Source organism: Streptomyces asiaticus, from assembly GCF_018138715.1.
Classification (GTDB): Bacteria; Actinomycetota; Actinomycetes; order Streptomycetales; family Streptomycetaceae; genus Streptomyces; species Streptomyces asiaticus.
The window spans coordinates 6,850,725-6,876,211 of sequence record NZ_JAGSHX010000006.1 but is presented as its reverse complement, the minus strand read 5'-3'; the positions used below and the strand labels follow the sequence as shown (position 1 = coordinate 6,876,211).

At 71.6% G+C, this 25,487-nt stretch carries 23 protein-coding genes; 12 read left to right on the top strand and 11 right to left on the bottom strand.

All coding sequences use genetic code 11. From position 1 onward, the window contains the following. The first annotated feature begins 53 nt into the window (after positions 1-53). Positions 54-1,364, top strand: coding sequence for an MFS transporter (locus tag KHP12_RS37160; RefSeq protein WP_086885796.1), 1,311 nt, complete (start codon positions 54-56; stop codon positions 1,362-1,364). 87 nt (positions 1,365-1,451) lie between these two features. Here the strand turns inward: KHP12_RS37160 and KHP12_RS37155 are convergent, their stop codons facing one another. From KHP12_RS37155 to uvrB, 4 genes are all read right to left on the bottom strand, one after another. Beyond that, the gene (locus KHP12_RS37155) at positions 1,452-2,456 is read right to left on the bottom strand and encodes a TerC family protein (protein WP_086885795.1); all 1,005 of its coding nucleotides are present in this window, start codon (positions 2,454-2,456) and stop codon (positions 1,452-1,454) included. A gap of 252 nt (positions 2,457-2,708) precedes the next feature. Then, positions 2,709-4,691, bottom strand: coding sequence for a TerD family protein (locus KHP12_RS37150; protein ID WP_210609168.1), 1,983 nt, complete (start codon positions 4,689-4,691; stop codon positions 2,709-2,711). A gap of 146 nt (positions 4,692-4,837) precedes the next feature. After that, a complete protein-coding gene (locus KHP12_RS37145) occupies positions 4,838-5,416 on the bottom strand; it encodes a TerD family protein (RefSeq protein ID WP_037949693.1) in 579 nt (192 codons plus the stop codon). Positions 5,417-5,610: 194 nt separating this feature from the next. Beyond that, positions 5,611-7,740 (bottom strand): excinuclease ABC subunit UvrB, encoded by a 2,130-nt coding sequence (gene uvrB, locus KHP12_RS37140; RefSeq protein ID WP_211834139.1) that lies wholly within the window; start codon positions 7,738-7,740, stop codon positions 5,611-5,613. Positions 7,741-7,955: 215 nt separating this feature from the next. On the opposite strand from uvrB, the gene KHP12_RS37135 reads away from it, so the two are divergent. The 4 genes from KHP12_RS37135 (at position 7,956) to KHP12_RS37120 (ending at position 11,288) form a co-directional block, all read left to right on the top strand. Beyond that, entirely contained in the window at positions 7,956-8,837 is an 882-nt protein-coding gene (locus tag KHP12_RS37135; RefSeq protein ID WP_086886283.1) for a glycerophosphodiester phosphodiesterase, read from the top strand. A gap of 89 nt (positions 8,838-8,926) precedes the next feature. Further along, positions 8,927-9,589 (top strand): methylated-DNA--[protein]-cysteine S-methyltransferase, encoded by a 663-nt coding sequence (locus KHP12_RS37130; protein ID WP_078559092.1) that lies wholly within the window; start codon positions 8,927-8,929, stop codon positions 9,587-9,589. A 352-nt stretch (positions 9,590-9,941) separates the two neighbouring features. Beyond that, positions 9,942-10,595 (top strand): DUF4360 domain-containing protein, encoded by a 654-nt coding sequence (locus KHP12_RS37125; protein WP_086886284.1) that lies wholly within the window; start codon positions 9,942-9,944, stop codon positions 10,593-10,595. A gap of 30 nt (positions 10,596-10,625) precedes the next feature. Continuing rightward, positions 10,626-11,288 carry a DUF4360 domain-containing protein gene (locus KHP12_RS37120; protein ID WP_037949700.1) on the top strand — a complete coding sequence of 221 codons (663 nt, stop codon included), beginning with the start codon at positions 10,626-10,628 and terminating at the stop codon, positions 11,286-11,288. 56 nt (positions 11,289-11,344) lie between these two features. Here KHP12_RS37120 and KHP12_RS37115 read toward each other — a convergent pair whose 3' ends face one another. Further along, positions 11,345-11,992 carry a nucleoside/nucleotide kinase family protein gene (locus tag KHP12_RS37115; protein ID WP_037949702.1) on the bottom strand — a complete coding sequence of 216 codons (648 nt, stop codon included), beginning with the start codon at positions 11,990-11,992 and terminating at the stop codon, positions 11,345-11,347. 74 nt (positions 11,993-12,066) lie between these two features. Here KHP12_RS37115 and KHP12_RS37110 point away from each other — a divergent pair, with 74 nt between their 5' ends. Then, positions 12,067-12,609 (top strand): DUF1697 domain-containing protein, encoded by a 543-nt coding sequence (locus KHP12_RS37110; RefSeq protein ID WP_211834138.1) that lies wholly within the window; start codon positions 12,067-12,069, stop codon positions 12,607-12,609. 41 nt (positions 12,610-12,650) lie between these two features. Here KHP12_RS37110 and KHP12_RS37105 read toward each other — a convergent pair whose 3' ends face one another. Then, entirely contained in the window at positions 12,651-13,121 is a 471-nt protein-coding gene (locus KHP12_RS37105; protein WP_244202786.1) for a type II toxin-antitoxin system PemK/MazF family toxin, read from the bottom strand. Between the two features lie 64 nt (positions 13,122-13,185). Here KHP12_RS37105 and KHP12_RS37100 point away from each other — a divergent pair, with 64 nt between their 5' ends. Next, a complete protein-coding gene (locus KHP12_RS37100; protein WP_244202785.1) occupies positions 13,186-14,415 on the top strand; it encodes an FUSC family protein in 1,230 nt (409 codons plus the stop codon). A gap of 47 nt (positions 14,416-14,462) precedes the next feature. Here the strand turns inward: KHP12_RS37100 and KHP12_RS37095 are convergent, their stop codons facing one another. Beyond that, positions 14,463-15,671, bottom strand: coding sequence for an ADP-ribosylglycohydrolase family protein (locus KHP12_RS37095; protein WP_086881815.1), 1,209 nt, complete (start codon positions 15,669-15,671; stop codon positions 14,463-14,465). 144 nt (positions 15,672-15,815) lie between these two features. Here KHP12_RS37095 and KHP12_RS37090 point away from each other — a divergent pair, with 144 nt between their 5' ends. Together KHP12_RS37090 and KHP12_RS37085 are read left to right on the top strand one after the other, a co-directional pair. Continuing rightward, a complete protein-coding gene (locus KHP12_RS37090) occupies positions 15,816-16,121 on the top strand; it encodes a DUF6343 family protein (protein ID WP_086881814.1) in 306 nt (101 codons plus the stop codon). Positions 16,122-16,302: 181 nt separating this feature from the next. Beyond that, a complete protein-coding gene (locus KHP12_RS37085) occupies positions 16,303-16,509 on the top strand; it encodes a hypothetical protein (protein ID WP_210609169.1) in 207 nt (68 codons plus the stop codon). Between the two features lie 113 nt (positions 16,510-16,622). Here KHP12_RS37085 and KHP12_RS37080 read toward each other — a convergent pair whose 3' ends face one another. The 3 genes from KHP12_RS37080 to KHP12_RS37070 form a co-directional block, all read right to left on the bottom strand. Continuing rightward, positions 16,623-17,003, bottom strand: a complete 381-nt coding sequence (locus KHP12_RS37080) for a tetratricopeptide repeat protein (RefSeq protein WP_211834137.1) — start codon at positions 17,001-17,003, stop codon at positions 16,623-16,625. 222 nt (positions 17,004-17,225) lie between these two features. Next, the gene (gene coaE / locus KHP12_RS37075; protein WP_086882911.1) at positions 17,226-17,834 is read right to left on the bottom strand and encodes a dephospho-CoA kinase; all 609 of its coding nucleotides are present in this window, start codon (positions 17,832-17,834) and stop codon (positions 17,226-17,228) included. A 38-nt stretch (positions 17,835-17,872) separates the two neighbouring features. Continuing rightward, a complete protein-coding gene (locus KHP12_RS37070; RefSeq protein ID WP_086882912.1) occupies positions 17,873-18,817 on the bottom strand; it encodes a PAC2 family protein in 945 nt (314 codons plus the stop codon). Positions 18,818-19,174: 357 nt separating this feature from the next. On the opposite strand from KHP12_RS37070, the gene KHP12_RS37065 reads away from it, so the two are divergent. Beyond that, entirely contained in the window at positions 19,175-19,636 is a 462-nt protein-coding gene (locus tag KHP12_RS37065; RefSeq protein ID WP_086882913.1) for a right-handed parallel beta-helix repeat-containing protein, read from the top strand. Positions 19,637-19,698: 62 nt separating this feature from the next. Here the strand turns inward: KHP12_RS37065 and rpsA are convergent, their stop codons facing one another. Then, a complete protein-coding gene (gene rpsA / locus KHP12_RS37060; RefSeq protein WP_037949719.1) occupies positions 19,699-21,204 on the bottom strand; it encodes a 30S ribosomal protein S1 in 1,506 nt (501 codons plus the stop codon). Positions 21,205-21,570: 366 nt separating this feature from the next. On the opposite strand from rpsA, the gene KHP12_RS37055 reads away from it, so the two are divergent. Beyond that, positions 21,571-22,467, top strand: a complete 897-nt coding sequence (locus KHP12_RS37055; protein ID WP_211834136.1) for a class I SAM-dependent methyltransferase — start codon at positions 21,571-21,573, stop codon at positions 22,465-22,467. Between the two features lie 8 nt (positions 22,468-22,475). Further along, positions 22,476-25,289 (top strand): ATP-dependent RNA helicase, encoded by a 2,814-nt coding sequence (locus KHP12_RS37050; protein WP_211834135.1) that lies wholly within the window; start codon positions 22,476-22,478, stop codon positions 25,287-25,289. Positions 25,290-25,487 lie beyond the last annotated feature (198 nt).

The following is a 25,487-nucleotide window of genomic DNA, read 5'->3' as shown; positions in this document are numbered from 1 at the left end:
GTTGTCGCGTCATGCAGTACGACCGCTCTCCGCAGCATGACCGCCCTCCGTCCATGGCCCGCCTCGCCGCCGCGTCCCTGGCCGGCACCGCGATCGAGTTCTACGACTTCTTCGTCTACGGCACGGCCGCGGCGCTCGTCCTCGGCCCGCTGTTCTTCCCCACCTTCTCGCCGCTGGCCGGCACCCTCGCCGCCTTCGGCACCTTCGGCGTCGGCTTCGTCTCCCGGCCGCTGGGCTCGATGCTCTTCGGGCCCCTCGGCGACCGCCATGGGCGCCGTCCGGTGCTCATCGCCTCGCTGATGCTCACCGGGCTCGCGACCGTCGCCGTGGGTTTCGTCCCGACCTACGACTCGATCGGCATCGCCGCCCCCGTTCTGCTGCTCGTGCTGCGCTTCCTCCAGGGGCTCGGGCTGGGCGGCGAGTGGGGCGGCGCGGTGCTGCTGACCGCCGAGCACGCGCCCGCCGCGCGGCGCGGGCTGTGGTCGGGCTTTCCGCAAGTCGGCCCGTCCGTCGGCTTTCTGCTGGCCAACGGCACGATGCTGACCCTGTCGGCCACGCTGAGCGACGGCGAGTTCCGGTCCTGGGGGTGGCGGGTGCCGTTCTGGGGCGCGGGGCTGCTGGCGGGCGCCGGGCTGCTGCTGCGGGCCCAGGTGACCGAGTCCCCGCGGTTCCGGGAGCTGGCCGAGCGCGGTGAGCAGGCCGCCGCGCCGCTGGCCGAGGTGGTGCGCGGCCACTGGCGGCTGGTCCTGCTGACCGCGGGCGGTCTTGCGGTGGGCTACGCCGTCTTCTACGCGGTCACGACCTGGTCGCTGGCGTACGGCACGGAGCGGCTCGGGGTGGCCCGCACCACCCTGCTGGGCTGCATCATGGCGGCCGTGGCGGTCCTGGGTGCCCTCACGCCCCTGGCGGCCCATCTCGGCGACCGCTTCGGGCGGCGGCCGATGTGCCTGGTGGGCTGCGTGGCCATCGTGGTCTGGATGTTTCCGCTGGTGGCGCTGTTGCGCACCGGGGAGCCGCCGCTGATGTTCCTCGGCTTCCTGGGCGCGCTGCTCGCCTTCATCAGCATGTTCGCCGTGACCTCGGCCTATCTGCCCGAGCTGTTCGAGGCGCGGGTGCGCTGTACGGGGGCGGCGCTCGGCTACAACCTCGCGGGCGTCCTGGGCGGGGCGCTCACCCCGATCGTGGCGACGGCGGTGTCCCACGGCGACGGTCCGCCCTGGGGCGTCGCCGCGTATCTGATCGCCGTGGCGCTGCTGAGCCTGGGCTGCTTCGCCCTGCTGCCGGAGACACGGCCGACGGCCGACCGTCCGGATGGTGGACGGCCGGCCGTACGGCCTCTGGAGGCCGGGGAGGCGGCTGTGTGAGCCCGTCTCCCGGATCCGGGAGGGACAGCGGTCGGACGCCGTGGGGCGCTCTGAGACGCCGTCAGGGCGGTGACGCTGCAGGCGCCGTCAGACGTCGACGCTGTCCTTGTCCCGGGCCCGGTCCTCCCCGCTCCCCGCCTCCGCCAGGGCCTGTTTCTTCGAGGCGTACAGGCTGGTGGCCGTGGTCACGGCGAGCACCGCGCAGATGACGCCGAGGGAGACCGGGATGCTGATCTCCGGGACATGCACCCCGGACTCGTGCAGCGCGTGCAGCACCAGCTTGACGCCGATGAAGCCGAGGATGATCGACAGCCCGTACGAGAGGTGGACCAGCTTCTTGAGCAGGCCACCGATGAGGAAGTACAGCTGGCGCAGGCCCATCAGCGCGAAGGCGTTGGCGGTGAAGACGATGTACGGGTCCTGGGTGAGGCCGAAGATCGCGGGTATCGAGTCCAGCGCGAAGAGGACGTCGGTGGTGCCGATCGCCAGCATGACGATCAGCATCGGGGTCATCAGCCGCTTGCCGTTCTCCACGATGAACAGCTTGGTGTCGTGGTAACGGTCGGTGGACGGGAATCGCTTCTCGACCGCCTTGAGCAGCCGGTTCTCCTCGAACTCCTCTTCCTCCTCATCGGCCCGCGCCTCCTGGATGAGCTTCCAGGCCGTCCAGATGAGGAAGGCGCCGAAGATGTAGAAGACCCAGGCGAAGGTCGAGACGATCGCGGCGCCGGCGGCGATGAAGACCGCGCGCAGCACCAGGGCGATCAGCACACCCACCATGAGCACGCGCTGCTGGTAGATCGTCGGCACGGCGAACTTCGCCATGATCAGGACGAAGACGAAGAGGTTGTCGACGCTCAGCGACTTCTCGGTGATGAAGCCCGCGAAGAACTCGCCGGAGGGCTGGCCGCCCGCGAAGACCAGCAGCCCGAGCCCGAAGAGCCCGGCGAGGGCGACCCAGACCGCGGTCCAGATCCCGGCCTCCTTGAGGGAGACCTCATGCGGTTTGCGGCCGCCTATGAAGAAGTCGACGGCGATCAGGGCGCAGAGGCCGAGAATCGTCAGCCCCCACATGGTCACGGATACGTCCACGGTTCCTCCGGCATTCGTACGGCAGTCTCAGCGTCGTCGCTGCCGGAGGTCTCTTCCGCCCGTGGACCGCGCCATGGACCGGTGTCCCGGGATTCCGTCCGGCCTCCTGGTGCCGGACGGAATCCGTGGTGACGGGAACACCGCTAAGGAGTACTCCCCTCCGCATAAAAGAGAGTACAGGAATCCCCATGAGAGAGTAAAGAGAAAGGCAAAAGACCTGTTCAGGGCCGGTCCTGCCGTGGTCGGCCCTGGTCAGCCGCCGTAGGACTGGCGGGCCCGAGCCTCCCTCAGAGCCTGCGTGGCCCTCCCCACCTCCCCCAGCACCTGGCCCAGCACCCGGCTGCCCGGCGGCACCATCGGCGGCTCGTAGGTCCACGCATGACCCACCCAGGGGTCGGCGAGGTGGTCGTCGGCCACCGGCGTGAGCCGCAGCAGCGACCGCCACAGCGGGTCCAGCACCGGACCGTAGGCCCGCGCGTCCTCACGGTCGGCGACCATCATCAGATGCACGCCCACCGAGGGCCCCTCGTCCGCCAGATAGCGCAGCTGGGTGACGGCCCGGTCGTCGAAGCCGTGCGGGAAGTCATGGACGATCAGCAGCTGCTCGGCGGTGTCCAGATCCGGCGGCAGCGCGTCCGTGGCCCCGCTGCGGATCGCCATCTGGACCAGGTCGACACGCTGGGTCAGCGCGGCGAGCACCGCCGAGACCCCCTGGGCCCCGGCCGCCGGCGGCTCGGCCAGCACACCGGACCCCACCAGCGGCGCGAACGAGCCCGCGGCCGAACCCGCCGGGTCGATCACACGCACCGCGAACTCCCCGGCCGGATAGACGGCCAGCATCCGCGCCGCGATCGCCACCGCCGCGTCCGCCGCCAGCCTGCGCAGCTCACCGGAGTCGGCCGGTCCGTCGAACGAGCCCGAGCGCCCGGCGTCGATCCACAGCCCGCGCTCCAGCGGCAGCCGCACCAGCATGGGGATGTGCAGATCGGTGCGCTCCGGAAGGTGCAGATCGCCCAGGCGCAGGGCCATCGGGACCTCCATCGGCACCTGGTACGCCTGCCACACCGGGCTGTCCCAGCGGGCGTAGGCGTACGGCAGCGCCGCCTCCACCACCTCGGCCTCGGCGATGAGCTGCGCCAGATCGCGGTCGAGGGCGATCCGGGCCTGCTCGACGAGGTCGGCCTGCTTGGCGCGCGCCTCGGCGCGGGCGGAGTCGGCGGCCGGGCCCACCCGGGTGCGCGGGTCGGAGAGCACCCGGTCCAGCTCCTGCTCCATGCGGGACTCGGCGAAGTCCACGGCGCTGCGGTAGGCCGCGGTCGTCCGGGCCAGGTCCTCGAACATCCCCCAGACCTGGTTGTAGAGCCGCTCGTCCATGGACCAGCCGGAGGCGTCGCCCGCGACCGGCTGGGCGGGCTGCCCCGGGGCGGCGGGCGGCGCCGTGGGCGGGGGCGTGGGCGGCGCGGCCGTACGGCGGCCCGGGTGCTGGTAGTCGATGGACCCTCCGGCGGCGGGCGCACCCTGCGGCTGCTGCGGCGGGGTCTGGGGCTGCCGCGGCGGGGTCTGGGGCTGCTGCGGCGGGGTCTGGGGCTGGGCCGGGGCCGGGTCGGTGCCGCCGCCCGCGGCGGCCGTGCGCACCCGGCCGTCGCCCTCGGGACGGGGCGGGGGCTGGGCGACCGAACGGGCCATCCCGCGGGCCACCGCCTCGTTGATCCGCGCCGCGAGGTCGGCGCCCTGCTCCAGCCCCTGGTCGTGCAGCATGGCGGCCAGCCCGCCCGCGTACCCCTGACCGATGGCGCGCACCTTCCAGGCGCCCTGCCTGCGGTAGAGCTCCAGGGCGGCCACCGCGGACTCCGAGTCCAGGTCGGTGATGGTGTAGCTGGCGATCTCGGTGCCGTCCAGGCCGGTGACGGCGACGAACGGCGCGGCCATGGCGCCGAACCGGGCCGGGCCGCCGACGCCGGTCGGCAGCGCGAGCAGCACGGTGACCCGGTGGATGTGCTCGGGCATCGCGTCGAGGTCCACGGCGAGCCGGTGGGCGGCCGCCGCCTGTTTGGGCACCTCTATCCCGGCCAGCTGGGGCGAGGCGGGATGCGCGACCCATTCGGCGCCGTGCACCGTGCCCCGCTCATCGCCGAGTGTCGCCCCGGCCACGATCGGATTGCCCGCAGAGATCCGGATCTCCAAACGGGTCTGGGGCAGCGGGTGGTTCTGCCCTCGGACCAGCTCGGCCGTCATGGCTGCGTCCCCTCGTTGTGTTCCGCTGTGTGCCGTACGTGTGAGTGGTGATGCGGTGGTGCGGTGAGCGCGTCGGCCCGGCGAGCTCTGCTCAACCGGGCCGACGCGCTCACCTGGGCGATACGCCTTTACCGTGCGGTACGCCTTTACAGATGCGGCAGGATGTGCGGCATCAGGTCCTGGAAGGTGCGGCCGTTGGCCGGCTCGCCGACCGCCTTCATCTGCCAGGCGCTGCCCGCGCGCTGGACCGTGGCCATGATCTGGGCGGTGTACTGCCCGCCGCCGGTGAGGGTGTAGCGGGCGAGCTCCTGGCCGTTGGTCTCGTCCACCAGCCGGCAGAACGCGTTCTGCACCTCGGCGAAGGTCTGGCCGGTGAAGGAGTTCACCGTGAAGACGATCTGGTCGATGTGGACGGGCACCCGCTGGAGGTCGACCAGGATCGCCTCGTCGTCGCCGCCCTGACCGGCGCCGCCCACGAGGTTGTCACCGGTGTGGCGGACCGAGCCGTCGTCGCTGACCAGGTGGCGGAAGAAGACGACATCGGTGGGCTGCTTGTCGGCGAAGAGGACGGCCGACGCGTCGAGGTCGATCTCCCGCGTACGGGAGCCGAACAGCCCGCGGCGGGGCGCCGCCTGCCAGCCCAGCCCCATCCGCACCGCGGTCAGGGTGCCCCCGTCGGCCTTCTGCAGGCTGATGGCCTGTCCCTTGGACATGTTGACCGTCACGCGCTGTCCCTACTCTCGTCTCTCGATTCCCCGTGGCCGCCACGGGTGCGGCCGTGGCCGCGCCGTACGCACGGCCCTTCCGAAAACCCTATGCACTGCCGCCAGGGCTCCAGCCGGACGAGCGGACTTTTGTGTCGGTCTTGCAACACAGGGAACCCACGGGCGCCCCGGTGAGGACCCGGGGCGCCCGGTGATCAGGAAACTCCGGCCTCCCGCATCTGCCGCAGCTCCTTCTTCAACTCCGACACCTCGTCGCGCAGTCGGGCCGCCACCTCGAACTGGAGCTCCGCCGCCGCGGCCCGCATGCGGTCGGTCATCTCCTCGATCTGCTCGGCGAGCTCGGCCGCGGGCCGGTCGGTCAGCACCGCCTCCTTGGCCTTGCCCTTGGCGGCCTTGGCCTTGCCGCCCTTGGCCGCCGGCTCGGCCGCCTTCGCGCCCTTGCCGTCCTTCACCTTGCGGTAGCCGGTGCCGAGCAGCTCCTCCGTGTCGACGTCCTCGCGGGCGATCTGGGCCACGATGTCGTTGATCTTCTTCCGCAGCGGCTGCGGATCGATCTTGTTGGCCTTGTTGTACGCGATCTGCTTCTCGCGGCGGCGGTTGGTCTCGTCGATGGCCTTCGCCATCGCCGGGGTGACCTTGTCGGCATACATATGCACCTGGCCCGAGACGTTACGGGCGGCGCGGCCGATGGTCTGGATCAGCGAGGTGCCCGAGCGCAGGAAGCCCTCCTTGTCGGCGTCGAGGATGGCGACCAGCGAGACCTCCGGCAGGTCGAGGCCCTCCCGCAGCAGGTTGATGCCCACCAGCACGTCGAACTCACCGGCGCGCAGCTCGCGCAGCAGCTCGACCCGGCGCAGGGTGTCCACATCGCTGTGCAGATAGCGCACCTGGATGCCCAATTCGAGCATGTAGTCGGTGAGGTCCTCGGCCATCTTCTTGGTGAGGGTGGTGACCAGGACCCGCTCGTCCTTCTCGGTGCGGGTGCGGATCTCATGGATGAGATCGTCGATCTGGCCCTCGGTCGGCTTGACGACGACCTCCGGGTCGACCAGGCCGGTCGGGCGGATGATCTGCTCCACGAAGCCGTCACCGCGGGACATCTCGTACGTCCCCGGGGTGGCGGAGAGATAGACCGTCTGGCCGACCCGCTCCAGGAACTCCTCCCACTTCAGCGGGCGGTTGTCCAGCGCGGAGGGCAGCCGGAAGCCGTGCTCGATCAGGGTCCGCTTGCGGGAGGCGTCGCCCTCGTACATCGCGCCGATCTGCGGCACCGTGACATGCGACTCGTCGATGACCAGGAGGAAGTCCTCCGGGAAGTAGTCCAGCAGGGTGTGCGGCGGGGATCCGGTCTCACGGCCGTCGATGTGCAGCGAGTAGTTCTCGATGCCGGAGCAGGTGCCGATCTGCCGCATCATCTCGATGTCGTAGGTGGTGCGCATCCGCAGCCGCTGGGCCTCCAGCAGCTTGCCCTGCTTCTCCATCCGGGCCAGGGTCTGCTCCAGCTCGGCCTCGATCCCGGCGATGGCCTTCTCCATGCGCTCGGGCCCCGCCACGTAGTGGGTGGCCGGGAACACATACAGCTCCTGGTCGTCGCTGATCACTTCGCCGGTGAGCGGGTGGAGCGTGGACAGGGCCTCGATCTCGTCGCCGAACATCTCGATGCGGACCGCGAGCTCCTCGTAGACCGGGAAGATCTCGATGGTGTCGCCGCGGACCCGGAAGGTGCCCCGGGTGAACGCCATGTCATTGCGGTTGTACTGAATATCGACAAAGCGACGCAGCAGCTGATCGCGGTCGATCTCCTCGCCGACCTTGAGCGGCACCATGCGGTCCACGTACTCCTGCGGCGTGCCGAGGCCGTAGATGCAGGAGACGGAGGCCACCACGACCACGTCACGCCGGGTGAGCAGCGAGTTCGTCGCCGAGTGGCGCAGCCGCTCCACCTCCTCGTTGATCGAGGAGTCCTTCTCGATGTAGGTGTCCGACTGCGGGACGTACGCCTCGGGCTGGTAGTAGTCGTAGTACGAGACGAAGTACTCGACCGCGTTGTTCGGCAACAGCTCGCGGAACTCATTGGCCAGCTGGGCGGCCAGCGTCTTGTTCGGAGCCATGACCAGCGTGGGCCGCTGAAGCTTCTCGATCATCCACGCGGTGGTCGCGGACTTGCCGGTGCCGGTCGCGCCGAGCAGGACGACGTCCCTCTCCCCCGCGCGGACGCGCCGGTCGAGGTCGGCGATGGCGGTGGGCTGGTCACCGCTGGGCTGATAGGGGCTGACGACCTCGAAGGGCGCCACCTTGCGTTCGAGCTGAGTTACGGGCCGCATGAGACCAACCGTACGACTCGCCACTGACAACGGCGGAGCGCTCGTCCGCGCCACCCCCACCCCGGCCCTGCGGCCGGATTCGGATGATCACGCGCATGATGTCGCCCGTGGCACGAATTTTCCTTCCATCCGGCACCTATCCTCCACTGCCGCGCATCTGGGACCCTCTGCCCGTCCATGAGTCGGACGAGAGTCAGACGACGCGAGGAGTCCGTATGCAGATCCGCCCGGCCGCCGCGTTAACCGGCGCGCTCATCGGGATGTCCGCGCTCTTCCTCCCCACGGCCACGGCCCAGGCCACCGGCCGGACGACGCACCACCACACGGTCACCGTGGCCCATCGCGGTGCCTCCGCGTACGCCCCCGAGAACACCCTGGCCGCCGTCGACGCCGCCGACGACCTGGGCATCGACTGGGTGGAGAACGACGTCCAGCGCACCAGGGACGGCGAGCTGATCGTCATGCACGACACCACGCTGAGCCGGACCACCGATGTCGAACAGGTCTTCCCGGACCGCGCGCCCTGGAAGATCTCCGACTTCACCCTCGACGAGATCGAGAAGCTGGACGCCGGAAGCTGGTTCGGCCCCGACTTCCAGGGCGAGGCGGTGCCCACCCTGGAGGAGTACATGGACCGGGTTTCGGACAACCACCAAAAGCTCCTGCTGGAGCTCAAGGCTCCCGAGCTCTATCCGGGGATCGAGCGCCAGACGCTGCGGGAGCTGCGAAGAGAAGGCTGGCTCGACCACCGGCACAAGCGCCGGCTGATCGTCCAGAGCTTCAGCGCCGACGCCGTGCGGACGGTCCACCAGCTGCGCCCCGACGTCAAGACCGGCTTCCTGGGCACCCCGGCCGTCGCCGATCTGCCGGAGTACGCCGAGTTCTCCGACCAGATCAACCCCAGCTACACGACCATCGACGCCGGCTATGTGTCCGCGGTGCGGTCGGTGGACGGCGCGCACGGCAAACCGCTGGAGGTCTACACCTGGACCGTCAACGACGGCCCGACGGCGGTCTCGGTCGCGGGCATGGGCGTGAACGGCATCATCACCAACAAGCCCGATGTGATCCGGGACGCCCTCGACGACGCCTCGTGATCCGCGGCCGGCTCCGACGAGGCGCCCCGCCGGCCGACCGGCGGGGCGCTGTCGGCGGCGCTGTCGGTGGCGGGTTCTACGCTGAGGGCGTGACGATCGCAGAGCGGCAGACACAGCCGGATCCGCAGGACCAGCCGGACCCGCGAGAGCGGCGGGAGCGCCCGGAGGGGCCGGACGCGCGCGCCTGGGCCTGGGCGGTCCTGGCCACGCCCATCGGCCCGCTGCTGCTCGCGGCCACCGACGAGGGGCTGGCCCAGGTGGTCTTCCATGCGGAGGAGAAGACCGCGGCCGAGGCCGTCGCCAGGCTGACGCGCCGCCTCGGCACCGAGCCCACCGCCGTGCCGCCCGAGGCCCCCGGCACCGCGGCCGCCCCGTCCACACCTCGCCGCGCCGGACATCTCGCCGAGGCGATACGGCAGCTGGAGAGCTATTTCGCCGGGGAGACCAAGGCGTTCACCCTCTCCCTGGACTGGTCCCTGATCACCGGCTTCAACCGCCGGGTGCTGCGCGAGCTGGCGGCGCACGTGCCCTATGGCACGGTCGTCGGCTATCAGAACCTCGCCGACCGGGTGGGTGAGCCTGGCGCGGCCCGCGCCGTCGGCGTGGCCATGGGGAGCAATCCGCTGCCGGTCGTGGTGCCGTGCCACCGAGTGGTGGAGAGCGGTGGGGGCATCGGCGGTTTCGGCGGCGGGCTGGAGACCAAGCGCATCCTGCTGGCACTGGAAGGCGTTCTTCCGCAACCGCTCTTCTGAATCGTTCTTCCCGGCCGGACGGAAACATCTTGTTACGGAATTCCGCGGCCGTCTTGTGGTGCCTGCCTATCACCCTTATCTTAAGAGCGCCCATCGCCCTGGCTTTCCGTCACCAGCCGGGCATGGGGCTCTCATTGCGTTCGGCCGTACGAACCGTACCGCGCGATAACGCTCCTCCGCTCTTCAGCTCTTCCCGCACCACCGATCGTGCGTGCCACCCGCTCTTCCGGTACCTCCCGCACGTCCCGCACCCCCCGCTCTTCCTTGCCCTTCCTCGCCCTTCCTCGCTCTTCCCGCTCATCGGAAATTCATCGCTCAACTACGTCCCCACAAGTGATCGAATTGGAGAGCCATGTCCGGTGTTCTGCTCGCGGGCGGCGCGGCCGCGGCGCTATTCGCCTCGGCCCTTTCCATCCAGGGTGTTTCCCCGGCCTCTGACGGGCCGCCGGAAAAGATCCAGATAAGCGTCAAGACGGTGAACGGCTCGGGCTGCCCCAAGGGCACCACCGCCGTGGCCGTCGCCGCCGACAACTCGGCGTTCACCGTGACCTACAGCGACTATCTCGCTCAGGTCGGCCCCGGTGCGGATCCGACCGACATCCGCAAGAACTGCCAGCTCAGCCTGGGCGTGCATGTGCCGCAGGGGTTCACCTACGCCATCGCCCAGGTCGACTACCGGGGCTATGGCTACCTCGAAAAGGGCGCCAAGGGTACCGAGAAGGCGAGCTACTACTTCCAGGGCTCGTCGGACACCGCGTCGCGGACCCATGACTTCAGCGGTCCGTACAACGACAACTGGCAGACCACCGACAGCACCGACTACAGCGCCCTGGTGTGGGCCCCCTGCGGCCAGGACCGCAACTTCAACGTCAACACCGAGCTGCGGGTCAACGCCGGCACCTCTCCTGCGGGCACCACCAGCTTCATGGCCATGGACTCGACGGACGGCGGGGTCAACACGGTTTACCACCTCGCCTGGAAGGAATGCCCTTCCGCCGTCCGGTAGCCCGGTAAATCCACCACCGAATGGAGAATCATGCCCGGTGTTCTGTACGCAGGCGGCGTGGTCGCGGCGTTATTCGCCTCGACGCTCACGTCCCAGGCATATGCACAACCCCCGTTCGACACCGTGCCGCCCGACAAGATCGTGATCACGGTCGCGACCGTCAATGGGTCGGGCTGCCCGGCGGGCACCGCGGCGATCGCCGTCTCCCCGGACAACACAGCCTTCACCGTGACCTACAGCGACTATCTCGCGCAGGTGGGCAAGGGATCCAAGCCGACGGACTTCAGAAAGAACTGTCAGCTGAGTCTGGTCACGCATGTGCCACAGGGCTTCTCCTACGCCATCGCCAGTGTCGACTACCGTGGTTTCGCCCATCTGGAAAAGGGCGCGTCGGCCAGCCAGAAAGCCTCGTACTACTTCCAGGGGCAGTCGCAGACCTCGTCGAACACGCATAACTACACCGGCGCCTACGACGACAACTGGCAGGCCACCGACGTATCCGATATCGCCACCGTGGTGTGGTCGCCCTGTGGTGAACTCCGCAACTTCAACATCAACACCGAGTTGCGGGTCAACGCCGGAACGTCCAACACCCAGGAAACGACCAGCTTCATCGCCATGGACTCGACGGACGGCGATGTGAGCACCACCTATCACTTCGCCTGGAAGGAATGCCCGCCGACCAAGAAGTGACCCCTGCGCACCAACCCGTACATGACCCCCTGCGCACCGCCTCGAAACGTACCCGGCTACGGCACCGGGCGGTGCCAGGCCGGATGCCGGGGGTCGTCCATCCGCACCACCACATCCGCCGCCCCGCCGGGCCCCACCTCGTCCTCGTAGCGCTCGAAGGCGGGCAGGGTCCAGCGGTCGCCCTCGTCGGTGCGGCGGGCGAGGGCGGCCGGGGACAGCCGCAGATGCACCGAGAGGTCGAACGGGAACCAGTGCCCCAGCAGCAGCGCGCCGTGCAGCAACAGCACCCCGCCCGGCGGAAGTTCGGCGTACGGGCTGCGCGTGGCCCGGTCGGTCTCCGGATCCCACAGGTCGGGCAGCACCCGCCCGGTGCCGCCCGGCCCCGGTTCCAGCGGATCGAAGACCTCGCGCCACAGGGCGCCGGTGTCCAGCCAGCGGTCGTAGTACGCGTCGGGGTCCCGCTTCCCGTACTCGTAGCGCAGCGAGGCGGGCCGCCAGAACCCGGCCGCCGCGACCACCAGCGCCGGTCGGCCGAGGATGCGCAGCGCCTCCGCCAGATCCCGCGCCAACTCGCCGGTGGGCGCCGCCGGAGCCCCGTCGACCGCCACTCTCAGCCAGGGGCTGCCGTCCGCCGCCGTCAGTCCGGCGATGCGGTCGGCGGTCGCGTCGGTCAGCCGTTCCCAGGTGATCGCTTCGAGCCGCACGCCCCCATCATGCCGTGGCCCCGGGGGCGCTGGGCTCCAGGGCCCGGGGACTCCCGGAGAGGTACCCTCCGGCCATGGCATCTCAGATAGCGCTGCTCCGCGGCATCAATGTGGGCGGGAACAGGAAGTTCCCCATGGCCCGGCAGCGTGAGCTGATGGCCGAGCTGGGCTTCGAGGACGTCACCGTCCACCTCCAGACCGGCAATATCGTCTTCGCCGACCCCGGCACCCCGCCCGAGCGGACGGCCCGCACGCTCGAGGACCACTTCGCCGCCGCTCTCGGCTTTCCCGTGGACGTCATGGTCCGTACGCGCGACGAGCTGGCCGCGGCGATCGAGGCCAACCCCTATCCGGAGGCCGTCGCCGAGCCCAAGACCCTGCATGTGGTGTTCCTGGCGGACGTGCCCGCTCACACGGCGGCGCTGGACGCGCTGGATCCGGCCGCCTACGCCCCGGACGCCTTCCACCGCATCGGCCGCGAGATCTTCCTGCACTGCCCGGACGGGGTCGGCCGCTCCAAGCTGGCGGCGAAGGTCACCAACGCCCGGCTCGGCGTGCCGGCCACCGCCCGCAACTGGAGCACGGTCACCAAGCTGCTGGCGCTGGCCGACGGCTGAGACGTTTCCTCAGCGTCGGCCGGCGACCCGCCGAGCCGCGCTCAGCTCCAGCCGTACCGCTGCCGCAGCCGCATCACGACCAGGTCGAAGCGCGGCCGGTCGAGTGCGCACGCCTCGCGACGCATCCCGTCCGGGTGCACCCGCAGCACCCGGTCCACATCGACCCATGACTCCCGTCCGGCCCGGTCCCACGGCCCGGAGCCGATCGGCACCCACTCGCGGTCGGCGTCGTGCCGCTTGCTCGACAGCTGCACGGCGAGCAGCGTCCCGGCCCGCTCCCGCGCGACCACCAGCACCGGCCGGTCCTTGCCGCGGCCGTCGTTCTCCTCGTACGGCACCCATGTCCAGACGATCTCGCCGGGGTCCGGGTCCCCGTCCGGATCGGGTGCGTACTCCGTCCGTACCCGCCCGACCTGGCGCGGATGAGCCTCGGCGGTGGCGGCCGGGCCGGTGCTTCCGGGAAGCGCCGCGCCGTCCCCCGTCCCCTGCGTTCCGTTGAATGGGCTGATCACGCCCGACACGTTAACCCGTCCGCGAAACCCGATGACATGTCGGCCCCCTCGGCGTGGAAGGGGCATGTACGTGCCCGATGTTCTCGACCCACTGGCGGAGCTCGTCAAACGACGCCATGACCCGGTCGTCGTTCAGACCGTGCGCTCCACGGCGGCCGCGACCATCGCCTACGTCGTCGCCCTCGAACTCAGCAAGGAACCCGCCCCGCTCACCGCCCCGCTCACCGCCCTCCTCGTCGTCCAGGTCACCCTCTACGCGACCCTCACCAGAAGCCTCCGCAGGGTCGAGGCCGTGGTCGTGGGCGTCCTGATCGCCGTCGCCTTCAGCGTGCTGGTGGGGCTGACCTGGTGGAGTCTGTGCCTGATCATCCTCGCCGCCCAGACCGCCGGCTATCTCACCCGCGTGGGCGACTGGGTCCAGGAGGTGGCGATCAGCGCCATGCTGGTCCTGGGCGTGGCGCAGGTGACCACCTACGCCTGGGACCGGGTGCTGGAGACCCTCATCGGGGCCGGTGTCGGGATGGGCTTCAACTTCTTCCTCGCGCCTCCGGTGTGGGTCGAGACGGCCGGCAAGTCCATCGAGGACCTGGCCCGCCGGATGCGTCAGCTGCTGCTGCACATCGCCGAGGAGCTGGGCAGCCAGATGGCCGTCGACCGCGCCGCCGCCCGGCTCTACGAGGCCCGCCGCCTCGACCACGACATCTCCCAGGTCGACGCCGCCCTCCGGCAGGCGGAGGACAGTGTGCGGCTCAACCCCCGCGTCAAGGAGGGCCTCCTCTACCGCGTGGTGCTCCGCACCGGCCTGGACACGCTGGAGATCTGCACCGTCATCCTGCGCGTCATGTCCCGCACCCTGACCGACCTCGCCAAGGCGCGGACGGACGAACCTCTCTTCCCCCCGGACGTGGCCGATGCCCTGAAGGACCTCTTCATCCATCTCGCCGCCGCCGTCGAGAGCTTCGCCGTCCTGGTCACCACCCAGGTCAGCGCCAACGCCGAGGAGGCCGAATCCCGCCTCTCGAGCGAACTCGTCAAGGCCCACGCCAGCCGCGACCGCGGCGCCGACCTCCTGCTGCGCCGCGTCCAGGAGCACCCCCGCCAGTGGCAGCTGCACGGTGCCCTGCTCGCGGAGATCGACCGCGTCCTCGACGAACTCGACATGGAGCAGCGCTCCAAGCGGCTCATGGAAGAGCTCGACCGCAGCACCCGCGAGAAAGGCGAGCGCTTCCTCTTCCTCCACAAGCTGCGGCGCCGGCTCCGGCGCGGCCGTAAGGACGGCTCCGGGGCGGTCTGAGTCCCCGGGCGGGCTGTGTCCTTGAGGCGGTTCGAATCCTGGGGCGGTCAGCTGAGCGGGTAGCGGTCGCGGGGGAAGACCACGTCGTCGTAGGGCTCGTACAGCTCCACCGAACGGTGGAACTCGGAGGCGAAGTCGTCGGCGAGTTCGGCGATCGTGCCGCGGCCCTCGGTCAGGGACAGCCAGGACGGCGGGAGGCGGAGGTCGCCGTGGTGGGCGCCGAGGATGTTGCCGCAGATCGAGCCCGTCGAGTCGCTGTCGCCCGAGTGGTTGACGGAGAGCAGCAGGGCCGCCTGGACGGGGGTGCGCGGGGGCGCCGGGTCGTAGCTGATCTTGCCGCCGGGGCCGTACAGGATCTGCTGGGCGGGGGTGCGGGCCAGGGCGCTGTAGACCGCGATGGCCAGCGCCTCCTCGGCGACCCAGCCGCCGCCGAGCGACTCGGCCTTCTCGGGCGTCGGATCGCCCTCGGCCGCCAGGTCGACCGCCTTACGGAGGACGACGGTGGTCTCCTCGTGGCCGGGGTAGCGGGCGAGGAGTTCCAGGGTGCGCAGGGTCGCGCCTTCCAGGGACTCGCCGTCGAGCAGGCAGGCGATCATGGCGGCCAGGGCCCCGGCCGCGTAGTAGCCCGTCGGATGGCCATGGGTGATCTGGGCGCAGCGCGCGGCGAGTTCGAAGCAGTCGCGGGGGTCGAGCCCGGTGAGGCCGAACGGCGCCGAGCGCATCACGGTGCCGCAGCCCTTGGAGCCGGTGTTCACCGGGCCGGGGGTGCCGTCGAGAGGGGCGCGCGGGGCGGGGACGTGCTTCGCGGTGAGGCCGGAGAGGCAGGCGTTGCCGGGGGCGCGGCGCGCGTACAGCCAGGGCTGGGTGCGCAGCCAGCCGGAGCGGACCAGGTCCCCGGCGCCCTCGGCGGGCGGCGGCCCGGGGTGGTTCTGGGTGTCCAGCCAGCGCAGATAGGCATGGCGGACGACGGCGGTCTCGGACCCTTCGAGGCCCTTGGACGAGGCTCTGGCGTGGGCCCGTATCAGGCCCTCGGCCGTGAAGAGTGTCATCTGGGTGTCATCGGTGACCCGGCCCACGACTCCGCTGCCGTCCGGGACGAGGGTGGTGACGCCCGCGGCACCATGGGTCTCGCGGATCGACCGCAGGGACAGGAACTCGATGGGATTGCCGAGGGCGTCGCCGATCGCACCGCCCAGCAGGCAGCCGCGGATGCGGGCCCGCTTGGCGGCCGTCTCGTCCCATGACTGGCGGATCACTGGCAGCTCCTCATCGTCCTGGTCCCATGCCGTCCCGTGTGGATGCGCACAACATGATCTCAGGTGTCGGTGGGCGTCCCTCGGCGGTAGATTCGAGGGGGTGGAAAGCGGGAGGAAATACCCAATAACGGGAGATGCAGTGCCATGCCGATGCGGCTGATCCGAACGGGCGATGAGCCGATCCACGCGCGCAGTCCGCTGCGGATGCGGCTGGGGCTGGCCACGTGGGGGCTGCTCTGGACGCTCGGCGGCGCGGTGGCCTTCGCGGTCGCGGGCCGGCCGGGGTGGGCGGCGGCGTGCGGGGCGCTCGCCGTCGTCACGCTGATCGATCTGGTCCTGGTGATCCGGCACATCCGGCAGGGGCCGCACTATCAGCCGGGCCGGGATGTGCCGCCGTACGCACCGGTCGCCGAGGGCAGGCGGAGCCGTGGACGGCGGCGGGCTCCCTAAGCGCGGCGACGAGCTCTGTAAGCGCGGCGGTGGGCTCCGTAAGGGCGGCGCTCCTGAAGCGTGGACACTGTAAGGCGGACACGCCGCTCCGGCGGTGACGGGATATCGACGGCGGGGAGCACCGCGTTCCGGGGGATACTGCCCAGTACGTGCTGGGTACCTGCCGCGACAGGGGGCCGTCATGGGGGCGCTGGCGATCGGCATCGCGCTCTGTGCGCTCGGGCTGATGCTCTCCGGGCCCGGAGAGCCGTACGGGCGGCGGGAGGCGCGGCGGGGACCGGAGGCCGACCCGTACGACACGGCCCGTCAGCGCGGAGTGGCGCTCGGGCTCGGCGGGGTGGTGCTGCTGGGCGCGGTGGTCCTCGGCGGCTTCGCCCTCTGGCGCTGACCGGGGGCGCGGGCGCGGGGCACGGGGCACGGGGGCACCGGCGCCCGCCGCGCGCCGTCACGTACGGCGGCCTGCGGGCCCCGGCGAGCACCGCGGCTCAGCCCGCGCCCCGCCTAGCCGTCCCGGCCGCCCTTCTCGCCGAACCGGGCCGCCTCCACGAAGTCCGGACGCGGGTCGAGCGCCGCGGCCAGCCGGAAGTGGCGGGTGGCCTCGGACGGGCGGTTGGCCCGCTCCAGGGTGCGGGCCAGGGCGAAGTGGGCGAAGGCGTTGTCCGGCTCGCGCTCCAGGACGAGCTGGAACTCCAGCTCCGCCGAGCGCAGCTGGGCCGCGCCGAAGAACGCGCGCGCCCGGAGCAGCCGGGCCGCCGTGTTCTCGGGGTGGGCGCTGATGACCGAGTCGAGCAGCTTCACGGCGCCCCGTGGATCTCGGGCGGCGAGCAGGTGCTCCGCGGCGCGAAAGTCGATGACGTGGGTCTCGGGCGTGGGCTCGGGCACAGCCGTTTCCTTCCCCGGGTACGTACTCGGTGGTGGGGCGGTGGATTGGGTGAGGGGATGGGATGAACCGTCACGGGTGATCGTTCGCTACGGGGTGCACAACAATCACCCCGCACGCCGCATTCCCCGCCACGGGCCGCCGCACGCTCCGCACCGCGCCCCGGCTCGGCCCGCCGCGCCCCGGCCCAGCCCCGTAAGGCTCCGCGCGCACCGCGCCTCCGGTCAGCCCTCCGTGCCGGCCGCCCGCTGCACCAGATCCGCCCAGACCTTTCTGACCTGCGACTCAAGCGCCTCGATCGGGCCATTGTTGTCGATCACGACATCGGCGATGGCCAGCCGCTCCGCGCGGGTGGCCTGTGCCGCCATCCGGGCCCGCGCCTCGTCCTCGGCCATGCCGCGCAGTCGCACCAGCCGGTCCAGCTGGGTCTCGGGCGTGGCATCCACGACCATGACCAGGTCGTAGAGCGGCGCCAGCTTGTTCTCGGCCAGGAGGGGGACGTCATGGACGACCACGGCGTCGGGCGCGGCCGCCGCCTGGAGTTCGGCGGAGCGGTCCCGGACCAGCGGGTGAATGATCGCGTTCAGCGCGCTCAGCCGCTCCGGGTCGGTGAAGACGATCCCGCCGAGCCTGGGCCGGTCCAGACTGCCGTCGGCGGTCAGCACCTCGGGGCCGAACTCGGCCACCACGGCGGTCAGTCCCGGCGTGCCCGGTTCGACCACCTCGCGAGCGATCCGATCCGAGTCGATCAGCACCGCTCCCCATGAGGTCAGGAGCCGTGAGACCTCGCTCTTGCCCGCGCCGATTCCGCCCGTGAGCCCCAGGTTCAGCATGGGGCCCACGCTATACGGCGCGCCGGTGGGGTCATCGGTCAGGCTCCGCCGTCGCCCTCGCGCTCGGCGAGGAACCGTTCGAACTCCGCGCCCAGTTCATCCGCCGAGGGCAGCTCGGCGGGCTCCGCGACCAGATTGCCGCGGCTCTCGGCCCCGGCCACCGCGTCGTACTGGTGCTCGAGGCCCCGTACCAGCGCGACCAGTTCCTCGTCGCCCTCCGAGATCTGCCGCTCGATCTCCTCCTGCGTCCTGAGGGCCTCGTTGCGCAGGGCGTGCGTCGGCCCCGGCAGCACCAGACCGGTGGCCGCGGTGATGGCCTCCAGCGCGGTGAGCGCCGCGTCCGGGTAGGCCGACCGGGCCAGATAGTGCGGCACATGCGCGGCGACGCCGAGCACATCGCGGCCCGCCTCGGCGAGCCGGTACTCGATCAGGGATTCGGCGCTGCCGGGCACTTGGGCCTCGTCGAAGTAGCCCCGGTGACCGGGCATCAGATCGGTGCGATTGCCGTGCGGGGTGATGCCGACCGGCCGGGTGTGCGGCACGCCCATCGGGATGCCGTGGAAGTTCACCGCGAGCCGCACGCCCAGCCGCTCGACCAACTGGCCCACCGCCGCCGCGAACCGCTCCCACTCCACATCCGGCTCCGGCCCGGTGAGCAGCAGGAACGGGGCCGCGGTCGCGTCGCGCACCAGATGCAGCTCGATCTTCGGGGTCTCGTACGCCGTCCACCGGTCGCGCTGGAAGGTCAGCAGCGGCCGACGGGCCCGGTAGTCGACCAGCCGGTCATGGTCGAAACGCGCGACCACCTTGCGCGGCAGACCGTCGAGCAGCCGCTCCACGATCTGGTCCCCGGTCTCGCCGGCGTCGATATAGCCGTCGAAGTGGTACAGCAGCACCAGCCCGGCCGAGTCCCGCGAGGCTATCGCGTCGACCTCCGCCAGCCCGCTCGGTTCCCATGTGTACAACTCCTGCGGATCATGCACTGTGACCGCTCCTCCTCGTGTTCGCACCGAAGAACACCGAACGGGGGCGGGGGCATTCCCCGGGCGGGATCCTCGATGGCCGACGGGCGCGATCCTCCTGGCCGACGGGCGGGGTCCTCGATGGCCGAGCGGCCCCGAACCCCGTCTCCGAGCGGCCCACTTGGGCGACGTTCCGCACGGCCCACCGGAGCGTACGGAAGCGGCCCGATCTCGATGTCGGCGCACGTCGCGGGGTTGACGCGCATATGCGGCACGCCTATCTTCGCCAGCCGTCAGCGGTTCATCATGTCATCGGGCGTTCACTGACCAGAACCCAGCGTGTTCACCTCTGGCCACGGCACAGGAAGGCAGCCTCCTATGCACTCTCCCGGCCGCACTCCCACCCGATTACGCACCCTTCTCACCGCCATCGCCACCGGACTGATCGCCACCGGCGGGCTGATGGCGGCGGGCATGACCGGGCGGGACGCTCCCGCCGCCACCGCCGTCCCGATCTCCGTCGAGGACACGGACGGCCTCAGAGAGGCCCTCGCCGGGGCCCGGCCCGGCGATACGATCCGGCTCGCCGACGGCAGGTATCACGGCGGCTTCGAGATCACCGCCTCCGGCACCTCCGGCTCGCGGATCACCCTCACCGGCTCCTCGAAGGCGGTCCTCACCGCGAGCGGCGGCTATGGGCTGCGGCTGAACGGCGCCTCGTACTGGACCGTCAGGGGGATCACGGTCCGCGGCAGCGAGGAGGGCATCAGGATCGACGGCGCCCGGGGCGTGACCGTGGACTCCGTTTCGGTCAGTGTGCGGCGCCATGGGCATGCGTAAGGCCCGCTCCCCAAGGGGAGCGGGCCTTACCTGCTCAGCTGGTGCCGACTAGCGGCGGCTGGTCAGCTCTGGCCGCCGGCCAGCTTCTCGCGAAGCGCGGCCAGCGCCTCGTCCGAGGCCAGGGCACCGGAGTTGTCGGCCGACTCCGAGGAGTACGAACCGCCGCCGCCGGCCGCCTGCCCGCCCGGCGCCGGGGCGGCGCTGCCCGCCTCGGCAGCGGCCTGCTCGTCGGCCTCGCGGGACTTGATGACCTGCGCCTGGTGCTGCTCGAAGCGCTGCTGCGCCTCGGCGTACTGGCGCTCCCACTCCTCGCGCTGCTTCTCGTAGCCCTCGAGCCAGTCGTTGGCCTCGGGGTCGAAGCCCTCGGGATAGATGTAGTTGCCCTGGTCGTCGTAGGACGCGGCCATGCCGTACAGGGTCGGGTCGAACTCGACCGCGGACGGGTCGGCACCGAAGGACTCGTTGGCCTGCTTCAGCGAGAGGCTGATGCGGCGGCGCTCGAGGTCGATGTCGATGACCTTGACGAAGATCTCGTCGTTGACCTGGACGACCTGCTCCGGGATCTCCACGTGGCGCTCGGCCAGCTCGGAGATGTGGACCAGACCCTCGATGCCCTCGTCCACGCGGACGAACGCACCGAACGGCACGAGCTTGGTGACCTTACCCGGGACGACCTGACCGATCTGGTGGGTCCGGGCGAACTGCTGCCACGGGTCCTCCTGCGTCGCCTTGAGCGACAGGGAGACGCGCTCGCGGTCCATGTCGACGTCCAGGACCTCGACCGTGACCTCCTGGCCGACCTCGACGACCTCGGAGGGGTGGTCGATGTGCTTCCAGGACAGCTCCGAGACGTGGACGAGACCGTCGACGCCGCCCAGGTCCACGAACGCACCGAAGTTGACGATGGAGGAGACGACGCCGGAGCGCACCTGACCCTTCTGGAGGGTGGTGAGGAAGGTCTGGCGGACCTCGCTCTGGGTCTGCTCCAGCCAGGCGCGGCGGGACAGGACCACGTTGTTGCGGTTCTTGTCGAGCTCGATGATCTTCGCCTCGAGCTCCTTGCCCACGTAGGGCTGCAGGTCGCGGACGCGGCGCATCTCCACCAGGGAGGCGGGGAGGAAGCCACGGAGGCCGATGTCGAGGATGAGACCACCCTTGACGACCTCGATGACGGTACCGGTGACGATCCCGTCCTCTTCCTTGATCTTCTCGATGGTGCCCCAGGCGCGCTCGTACTGGGCGCGCTTCTTCGAGAGGATCAGTCGGCCTTCTTTGTCCTCCTTCTGAAGGACGAGGGCCTCGATCTCGTCGCCGACGGCGACGACCTCATTGGGGTCGACGTCGTGCTTGATCGACAGTTCGCGAGAAGGGATGACGCCTTCGGTCTTGTAACCAATGTCGAGCAGGACCTCGTCCCGGTCGACCTTCACGATGACGCCGTCGACGATGTCGCCGTCGTTGAAGTACTTGATCGTCTCGTCGATCGCGGCGAGGAAGGCTTCCTCGGAACCGATGTCGTTTACCGCCACCTGCGGGGTGGTGCGGGTTGCCTCGGTGCTGCTCGTCATGTGGAAAAGGGCTCCGGTACGGACATGAAGTCGTAGGTACTGCTACGCCGGGACCCTTATCGCACTGCCGAAGCCGGACAGCCTTGGAGACGCCGAATCTTTCCGATTTCAGGGACCGAAAAGCCCGAGCGCCTCGACAACCGAGGGGACATACAACAGATGCGAGCGCGGCCTGCTCCGTCCGAGGCGCACAGGCCCGCAGCGCAACTTGTAGCATACGGGGGCAGCCGGGCATGGTCAATGCACGAAGAGCACACGCGGGCAATAACGCCCCAAACCCGGCAAATTGCATGGTCCCTACTGCGACGCGGTTCTCACCGTGCCCCGCAGCCACAGGTCGATACAGAGAGTACGACGACGCGCGCGATGGTCCAAGAACACGAGCCCAGCACCCCTGGGGTGGCCGCCGAGCCGACGGCCACCCGCCGGATCGCCGACACGGCGGAGAGCAGCCGGGCCAACCGGGGGTGGTGGGACCGCAACGCGGACGAGTACCAGGAGGAGCACGGCGCCTTCCTGGGCGACGACCGGTTCATATGGGGTCCCGAGGGGCTGGACGAGGCGGAGGCCGGGCTGCTGGGTCCCGTTGAGGCGCTCAAGGGGCGCGATGTGCTGGAGGTGGGCGCGGGCGCCGCGCAGTGCGCCCGCTGGCTGGCCGCCCAGGGGGCGCGGCCGGTGGCGCTGGACCTCTCCCACCGGCAGCTGCGGCACGCGCGGCGGATCGACGCGGAGGCGGCGGTCTCCGGGGAGTCAGGGGCCGCTGGGAACTCCGGGGCCCGGGGCGGCGACGCGGGCGGGGTCGCGCTGGTGCAGGCCGACGCCACGGCCCTGCCCTTCCGGGACGGCTCGTTCGACCTGGCGTGCTCGGCGTACGGGGCGGTGCCGTTCGTGGCCGAGCCGGTCCGGGTGATGCGCGAGGTGCGCCGGGTGCTGCGGCCGGGCGGGCGGTGGGTCTTCTCGGTGACCCATCCGGTGCGCTGGGCCTTCCCGGACGAGCCGGGGCCCGAGGGGCTGTCCATCGCCTCCTCCTACTTCGACCGCACGCCCTATGTGGAGCAGGACGCGTCGGGCCGGGCCGTCTATGTGGAGCACCACCGGACGCTGGGCGACCGGGTGCGGGACGTGGTGGCCGGGGGCTTCCGGCTGGTCGACCTGATCGAGCCGGAGTGGCCCGCGTGGAACCACCAGGAGTGGGGCGGCTGGTCCCCCCTGCGGGGGAACCTCGTCCCGGGCACGGCGATCTTCGTGTGCGAGCGGGACTGAGGCCCGCGTTGACCGACCCCGCGGCCGTGCGTGCCGAAGCCCTGGACCGCCTTCCCGTACGCGAAGCCGTGCCCGAGCTGCTGCGCGCGCTCGACGACCGAGGGGTCGCCGTGCTGTGCGCGCCCCCGGGGACCGGTAAGACGACGCTGGTGCCGCTGGTGCTCGCCGGGCTGGTGGGCGGCGGACCGGTGCGGCGGGTACTGGTGGCCGAGCCGCGGCGGATCGCGGCGCGGGCCGCCGCGCGGCGGATGGCGTGGCTGCTGGGCGAGCGGCCGGGCGGCCGGGTCGGCTTCACCGTGCGCGGGGAGCGGCAGGCCGGGCCCGGGACCGTGGTCGAGGTGGTCACGACCGGGGTGCTGTTGCAAAGGCTGCAACGCGATCAGGAGCTGGCCGGCGTCGACGCGGTCGTGCTCGACGAATGCCATGAGCGCCATCTGGACGCGGACACGGCCGCCGCCTTCCTGCTGGACGTCCGGGCCGCCCTGCGCCCCGACCTCCGGCTGATCGCCGCCTCGGCGACCACGGACGCGGAGGGCTGGGCACGGCTGCTCGGCGACGGCGGGGATGGCGGCGACGGCGGGAATGGCCGCGGTGACGACGACGGCGGGAATGGCGACGGTGACGGCGGGGTGGACGGCGGTGAGGGCCCTGGGGAGCCCGCGCCGGTCGTCTCGGCACCGGGGGTCTCCCATCCGGTGGAGGTGGTGTGGGCGCCGCCCGAGCGCCCCGTAAGGCCGCCGCACGGGATGCGGGTGGACCCCGCCCTGCTGGACCATGTCGCGGCCGTGGTGCGGCGGGCGCTGCGCGAGCGGGAGGGCGATGTGCTCTGCTTCCTGCCGGGCGTCGGGGAGATCGCCCGGGTGGCCGGGAAGCTGGGCGGGCTCGCCGACGCGGAGGTCCTCCAGGTGCACGGGCGGGCGCCGGCCGCCGTACAGGAGGCGGTGCTCGCGGGGGCGGACGGCGGACGGCGGCGGGTGGTGCTGGCCACCTCGGTCGCCGAGTCGAGTCTGACCGTGCCGGGCGTGCGGATCGTCGTGGACTGCGGGCTGGCGCGTGAACCCCGGATGGACCACGCACGCGGGCTGAGCGCGCTGACGACCGTAAGGGCGTCACGGGCCGCCGCCCGGCAGCGCGCCGGCCGTGCGGGGCGCGAGGCGCCCGGGGTGGTCTACCGCTGCTGGCCGGAGGCGGAGGACGCCCGGCTGCCGCGTTTCCCGTCCCCCGAGATCGCCGGTGCGGACCTTACGGCCTTCGCGCTCCAGACGGCGCGCTGGGGCGATCCGGACGCCTCCGGGCTGGCCCTGCTCGATCCGCCGCCCGCGGGGGCGATGGCAGCCGCGCGCGAGACGCTGACCGCGATCGGGGCCGTGGACGCCGCCGGACGGGCCACCGAACGCGGCACCCGGATGGCCCGTCTCGGCCTCCACCCCCGCCTCGCGCGGGCGCTCATCGACGGCGCGAAGGAGGTCGGCACGCGCCGGGCGGCCGAGGTGGTGGCCCTGCTGAGCGAGGAGCCCCCGAGGGAGTACGGCGACGACCTCGCGGCCGCCTGGCGCACCGCCCGCCACGGCGGCGACCCCTACGCCGCCCGCTGGCGCCAGGAGGCCCGGCGGCTCGAACGGGCCCTGACCACCGCGGGGACCTCGAGTCCGGACGGCGGGCGGGGCGGTGCAGGTCCGGCGCCGGGCCGGGACGGTCCGGCGCACGGCGATGGCGGTCGCGTGCGCGATGGCGACAGGACGCGCGGCGGCGATGGCGGCCCGGCGCACCGCAGTGGCGGTCCGGCACGTGGCGGTGGCCCGCGCGGCGGCGATGGCGGCCCGGCCCGTGGCGGAGACGGTCCGCGCGGCGATGACGCCGTGGCGGGGATGGTGGCCGCGCTGGCGTTCCCGGAGCGGGTGGCCCGGCGGCGCGGCGAGCGGGCGTACCTCATGGCCGCCGGTACGGGCGCGGAGCTGGGCGACGGCTCACGGCTGGGCGGGGCGCCGTGGCTCGCGGTGGCCGTCGCGGACCGGCCGGTGACCTCCGCGTCGGCGCGGGTACGGCTCGCGGCGGTGACCGACGAGGACACCGCCCGGGCGGCGGCCGCGGCGCTGGCCTCGGAGGGCGAGGAGGTGCGCTGGGCCGACGGAAACGTCCTGGCCCGGCGGGTGGCCCGGCTCGGCGCCATCGAGCTGGTGTCCCGGCCGCTGGCCGACCCCGATCCGGAGCTGGTGCGACGGGCTCTGCTGGAGGGACTGCGCCGCGAGGGCACGGGGCTGCTGCGCTGGTCGGCGCAGGCCACGGCGGTCCGGCAGCGGATGGCGTTCCTCCACCGGGAGGTGGGCGGGGCCTGGCCGGATGTCTCCGACGAGGCGCTGCTGGACCGCGCGGACGACTGGCTCGGGACGGAGCTGGCCCGGGCCCGCGGGCGCGCCGATCTGGGGCGGGTGGACGCCGGACAGGCGCTGGCCCGGCTGATGCCGTGGGCCACGGGCGAGGCGGTGCGGTTCGAGGAGCTGGCGCCGGAGCGGATCGAGGTGCCGAGCGGCTCGCGGGTGCGGGTGGACTACGGCGCGGAGCGGCCCGTGCTGGCGGTGAAGCTCCAGGAGCTGTTCGGCTGGCAGGAGGCCCCCCGGATCGCGGGCGGCCGGGTGCCGCTGCTGATCCACCTGCTGTCCCCGGCGGGACGTCCGGCCGCGGTCACCGCCGATCTGGCGTCCTTCTGGAAGGACGGCTATCGCTCGGTCCGCGCCGAACTGCGCGGCCGATACCCCAAGCACCCCTGGCCCGAGGACCCGACCACGGCCCAACCAACCCGCCGCACCAACACCCGCCGCTGAGCAATGCGGCCGAGAGGTCGCGCAGTTGAACCACGGGGCGCGGTGGGCCACGCGGCGCAGTGGGACGACAGGGGGCCGTAGGACCCCTGGTGCGCCGGGGCACACGGCCAAGCGGGCCGCGCCGCTACTGGAGGCCGCGCCGCTCGGGAAGCGTGCCGCTCCGGAGGTGCGCGGCGTATGAGGACAACGGGACGCAGT

What these genes read in the sequence shown, in the direction of transcription:
- KHP12_RS37160 (WP_086885796.1), top strand. Translation starts at nt 54, where the DNA reads ATGGCCCGCCTCGCCGCCGCGTCCCTGGCCGGCACCGCGATCGAGTTC.
- KHP12_RS37100 (WP_244202785.1), top strand. Translation starts at nt 13,186, where the DNA reads ATGTACGTGCCCGATGTTCTCGACCCACTGGCGGAGCTCGTCAAACGA.
- KHP12_RS37125 (WP_086886284.1), top strand. Translation starts at nt 9,942, where the DNA reads ATGTCCGGTGTTCTGCTCGCGGGCGGCGCGGCCGCGGCGCTATTCGCC.
- KHP12_RS37065 (WP_086882913.1), top strand. Translation starts at nt 19,175, where the DNA reads ATGCACTCTCCCGGCCGCACTCCCACCCGATTACGCACCCTTCTCACC.
- coaE (WP_086882911.1), bottom strand. Translation starts at nt 17,834, where the DNA reads ATGCTGAACCTGGGGCTCACGGGCGGAATCGGCGCGGGCAAGAGCGAG.
- KHP12_RS37090 (WP_086881814.1), top strand. Translation starts at nt 15,816, where the DNA reads ATGCCGATGCGGCTGATCCGAACGGGCGATGAGCCGATCCACGCGCGC.
- KHP12_RS37120 (WP_037949700.1), top strand. Translation starts at nt 10,626, where the DNA reads ATGCCCGGTGTTCTGTACGCAGGCGGCGTGGTCGCGGCGTTATTCGCC.
- KHP12_RS37110 (WP_211834138.1), top strand. Translation starts at nt 12,067, where the DNA reads ATGGCATCTCAGATAGCGCTGCTCCGCGGCATCAATGTGGGCGGGAAC.
- KHP12_RS37085 (WP_210609169.1), top strand. Translation starts at nt 16,303, where the DNA reads ATGGGGGCGCTGGCGATCGGCATCGCGCTCTGTGCGCTCGGGCTGATG.
- KHP12_RS37135 (WP_086886283.1), top strand. Translation starts at nt 7,956, where the DNA reads ATGCAGATCCGCCCGGCCGCCGCGTTAACCGGCGCGCTCATCGGGATG.
- KHP12_RS37150 (WP_210609168.1), bottom strand. Translation starts at nt 4,691, where the DNA reads ATGACGGCCGAGCTGGTCCGAGGGCAGAACCACCCGCTGCCCCAGACC.
- KHP12_RS37055 (WP_211834136.1), top strand. Translation starts at nt 21,571, where the DNA reads ATGGTCCAAGAACACGAGCCCAGCACCCCTGGGGTGGCCGCCGAGCCG.
- uvrB (WP_211834139.1), bottom strand. Translation starts at nt 7,740, where the DNA reads ATGCGGCCCGTAACTCAGCTCGAACGCAAGGTGGCGCCCTTCGAGGTC.
- rpsA (WP_037949719.1), bottom strand. Translation starts at nt 21,204, where the DNA reads ATGACGAGCAGCACCGAGGCAACCCGCACCACCCCGCAGGTGGCGGTA.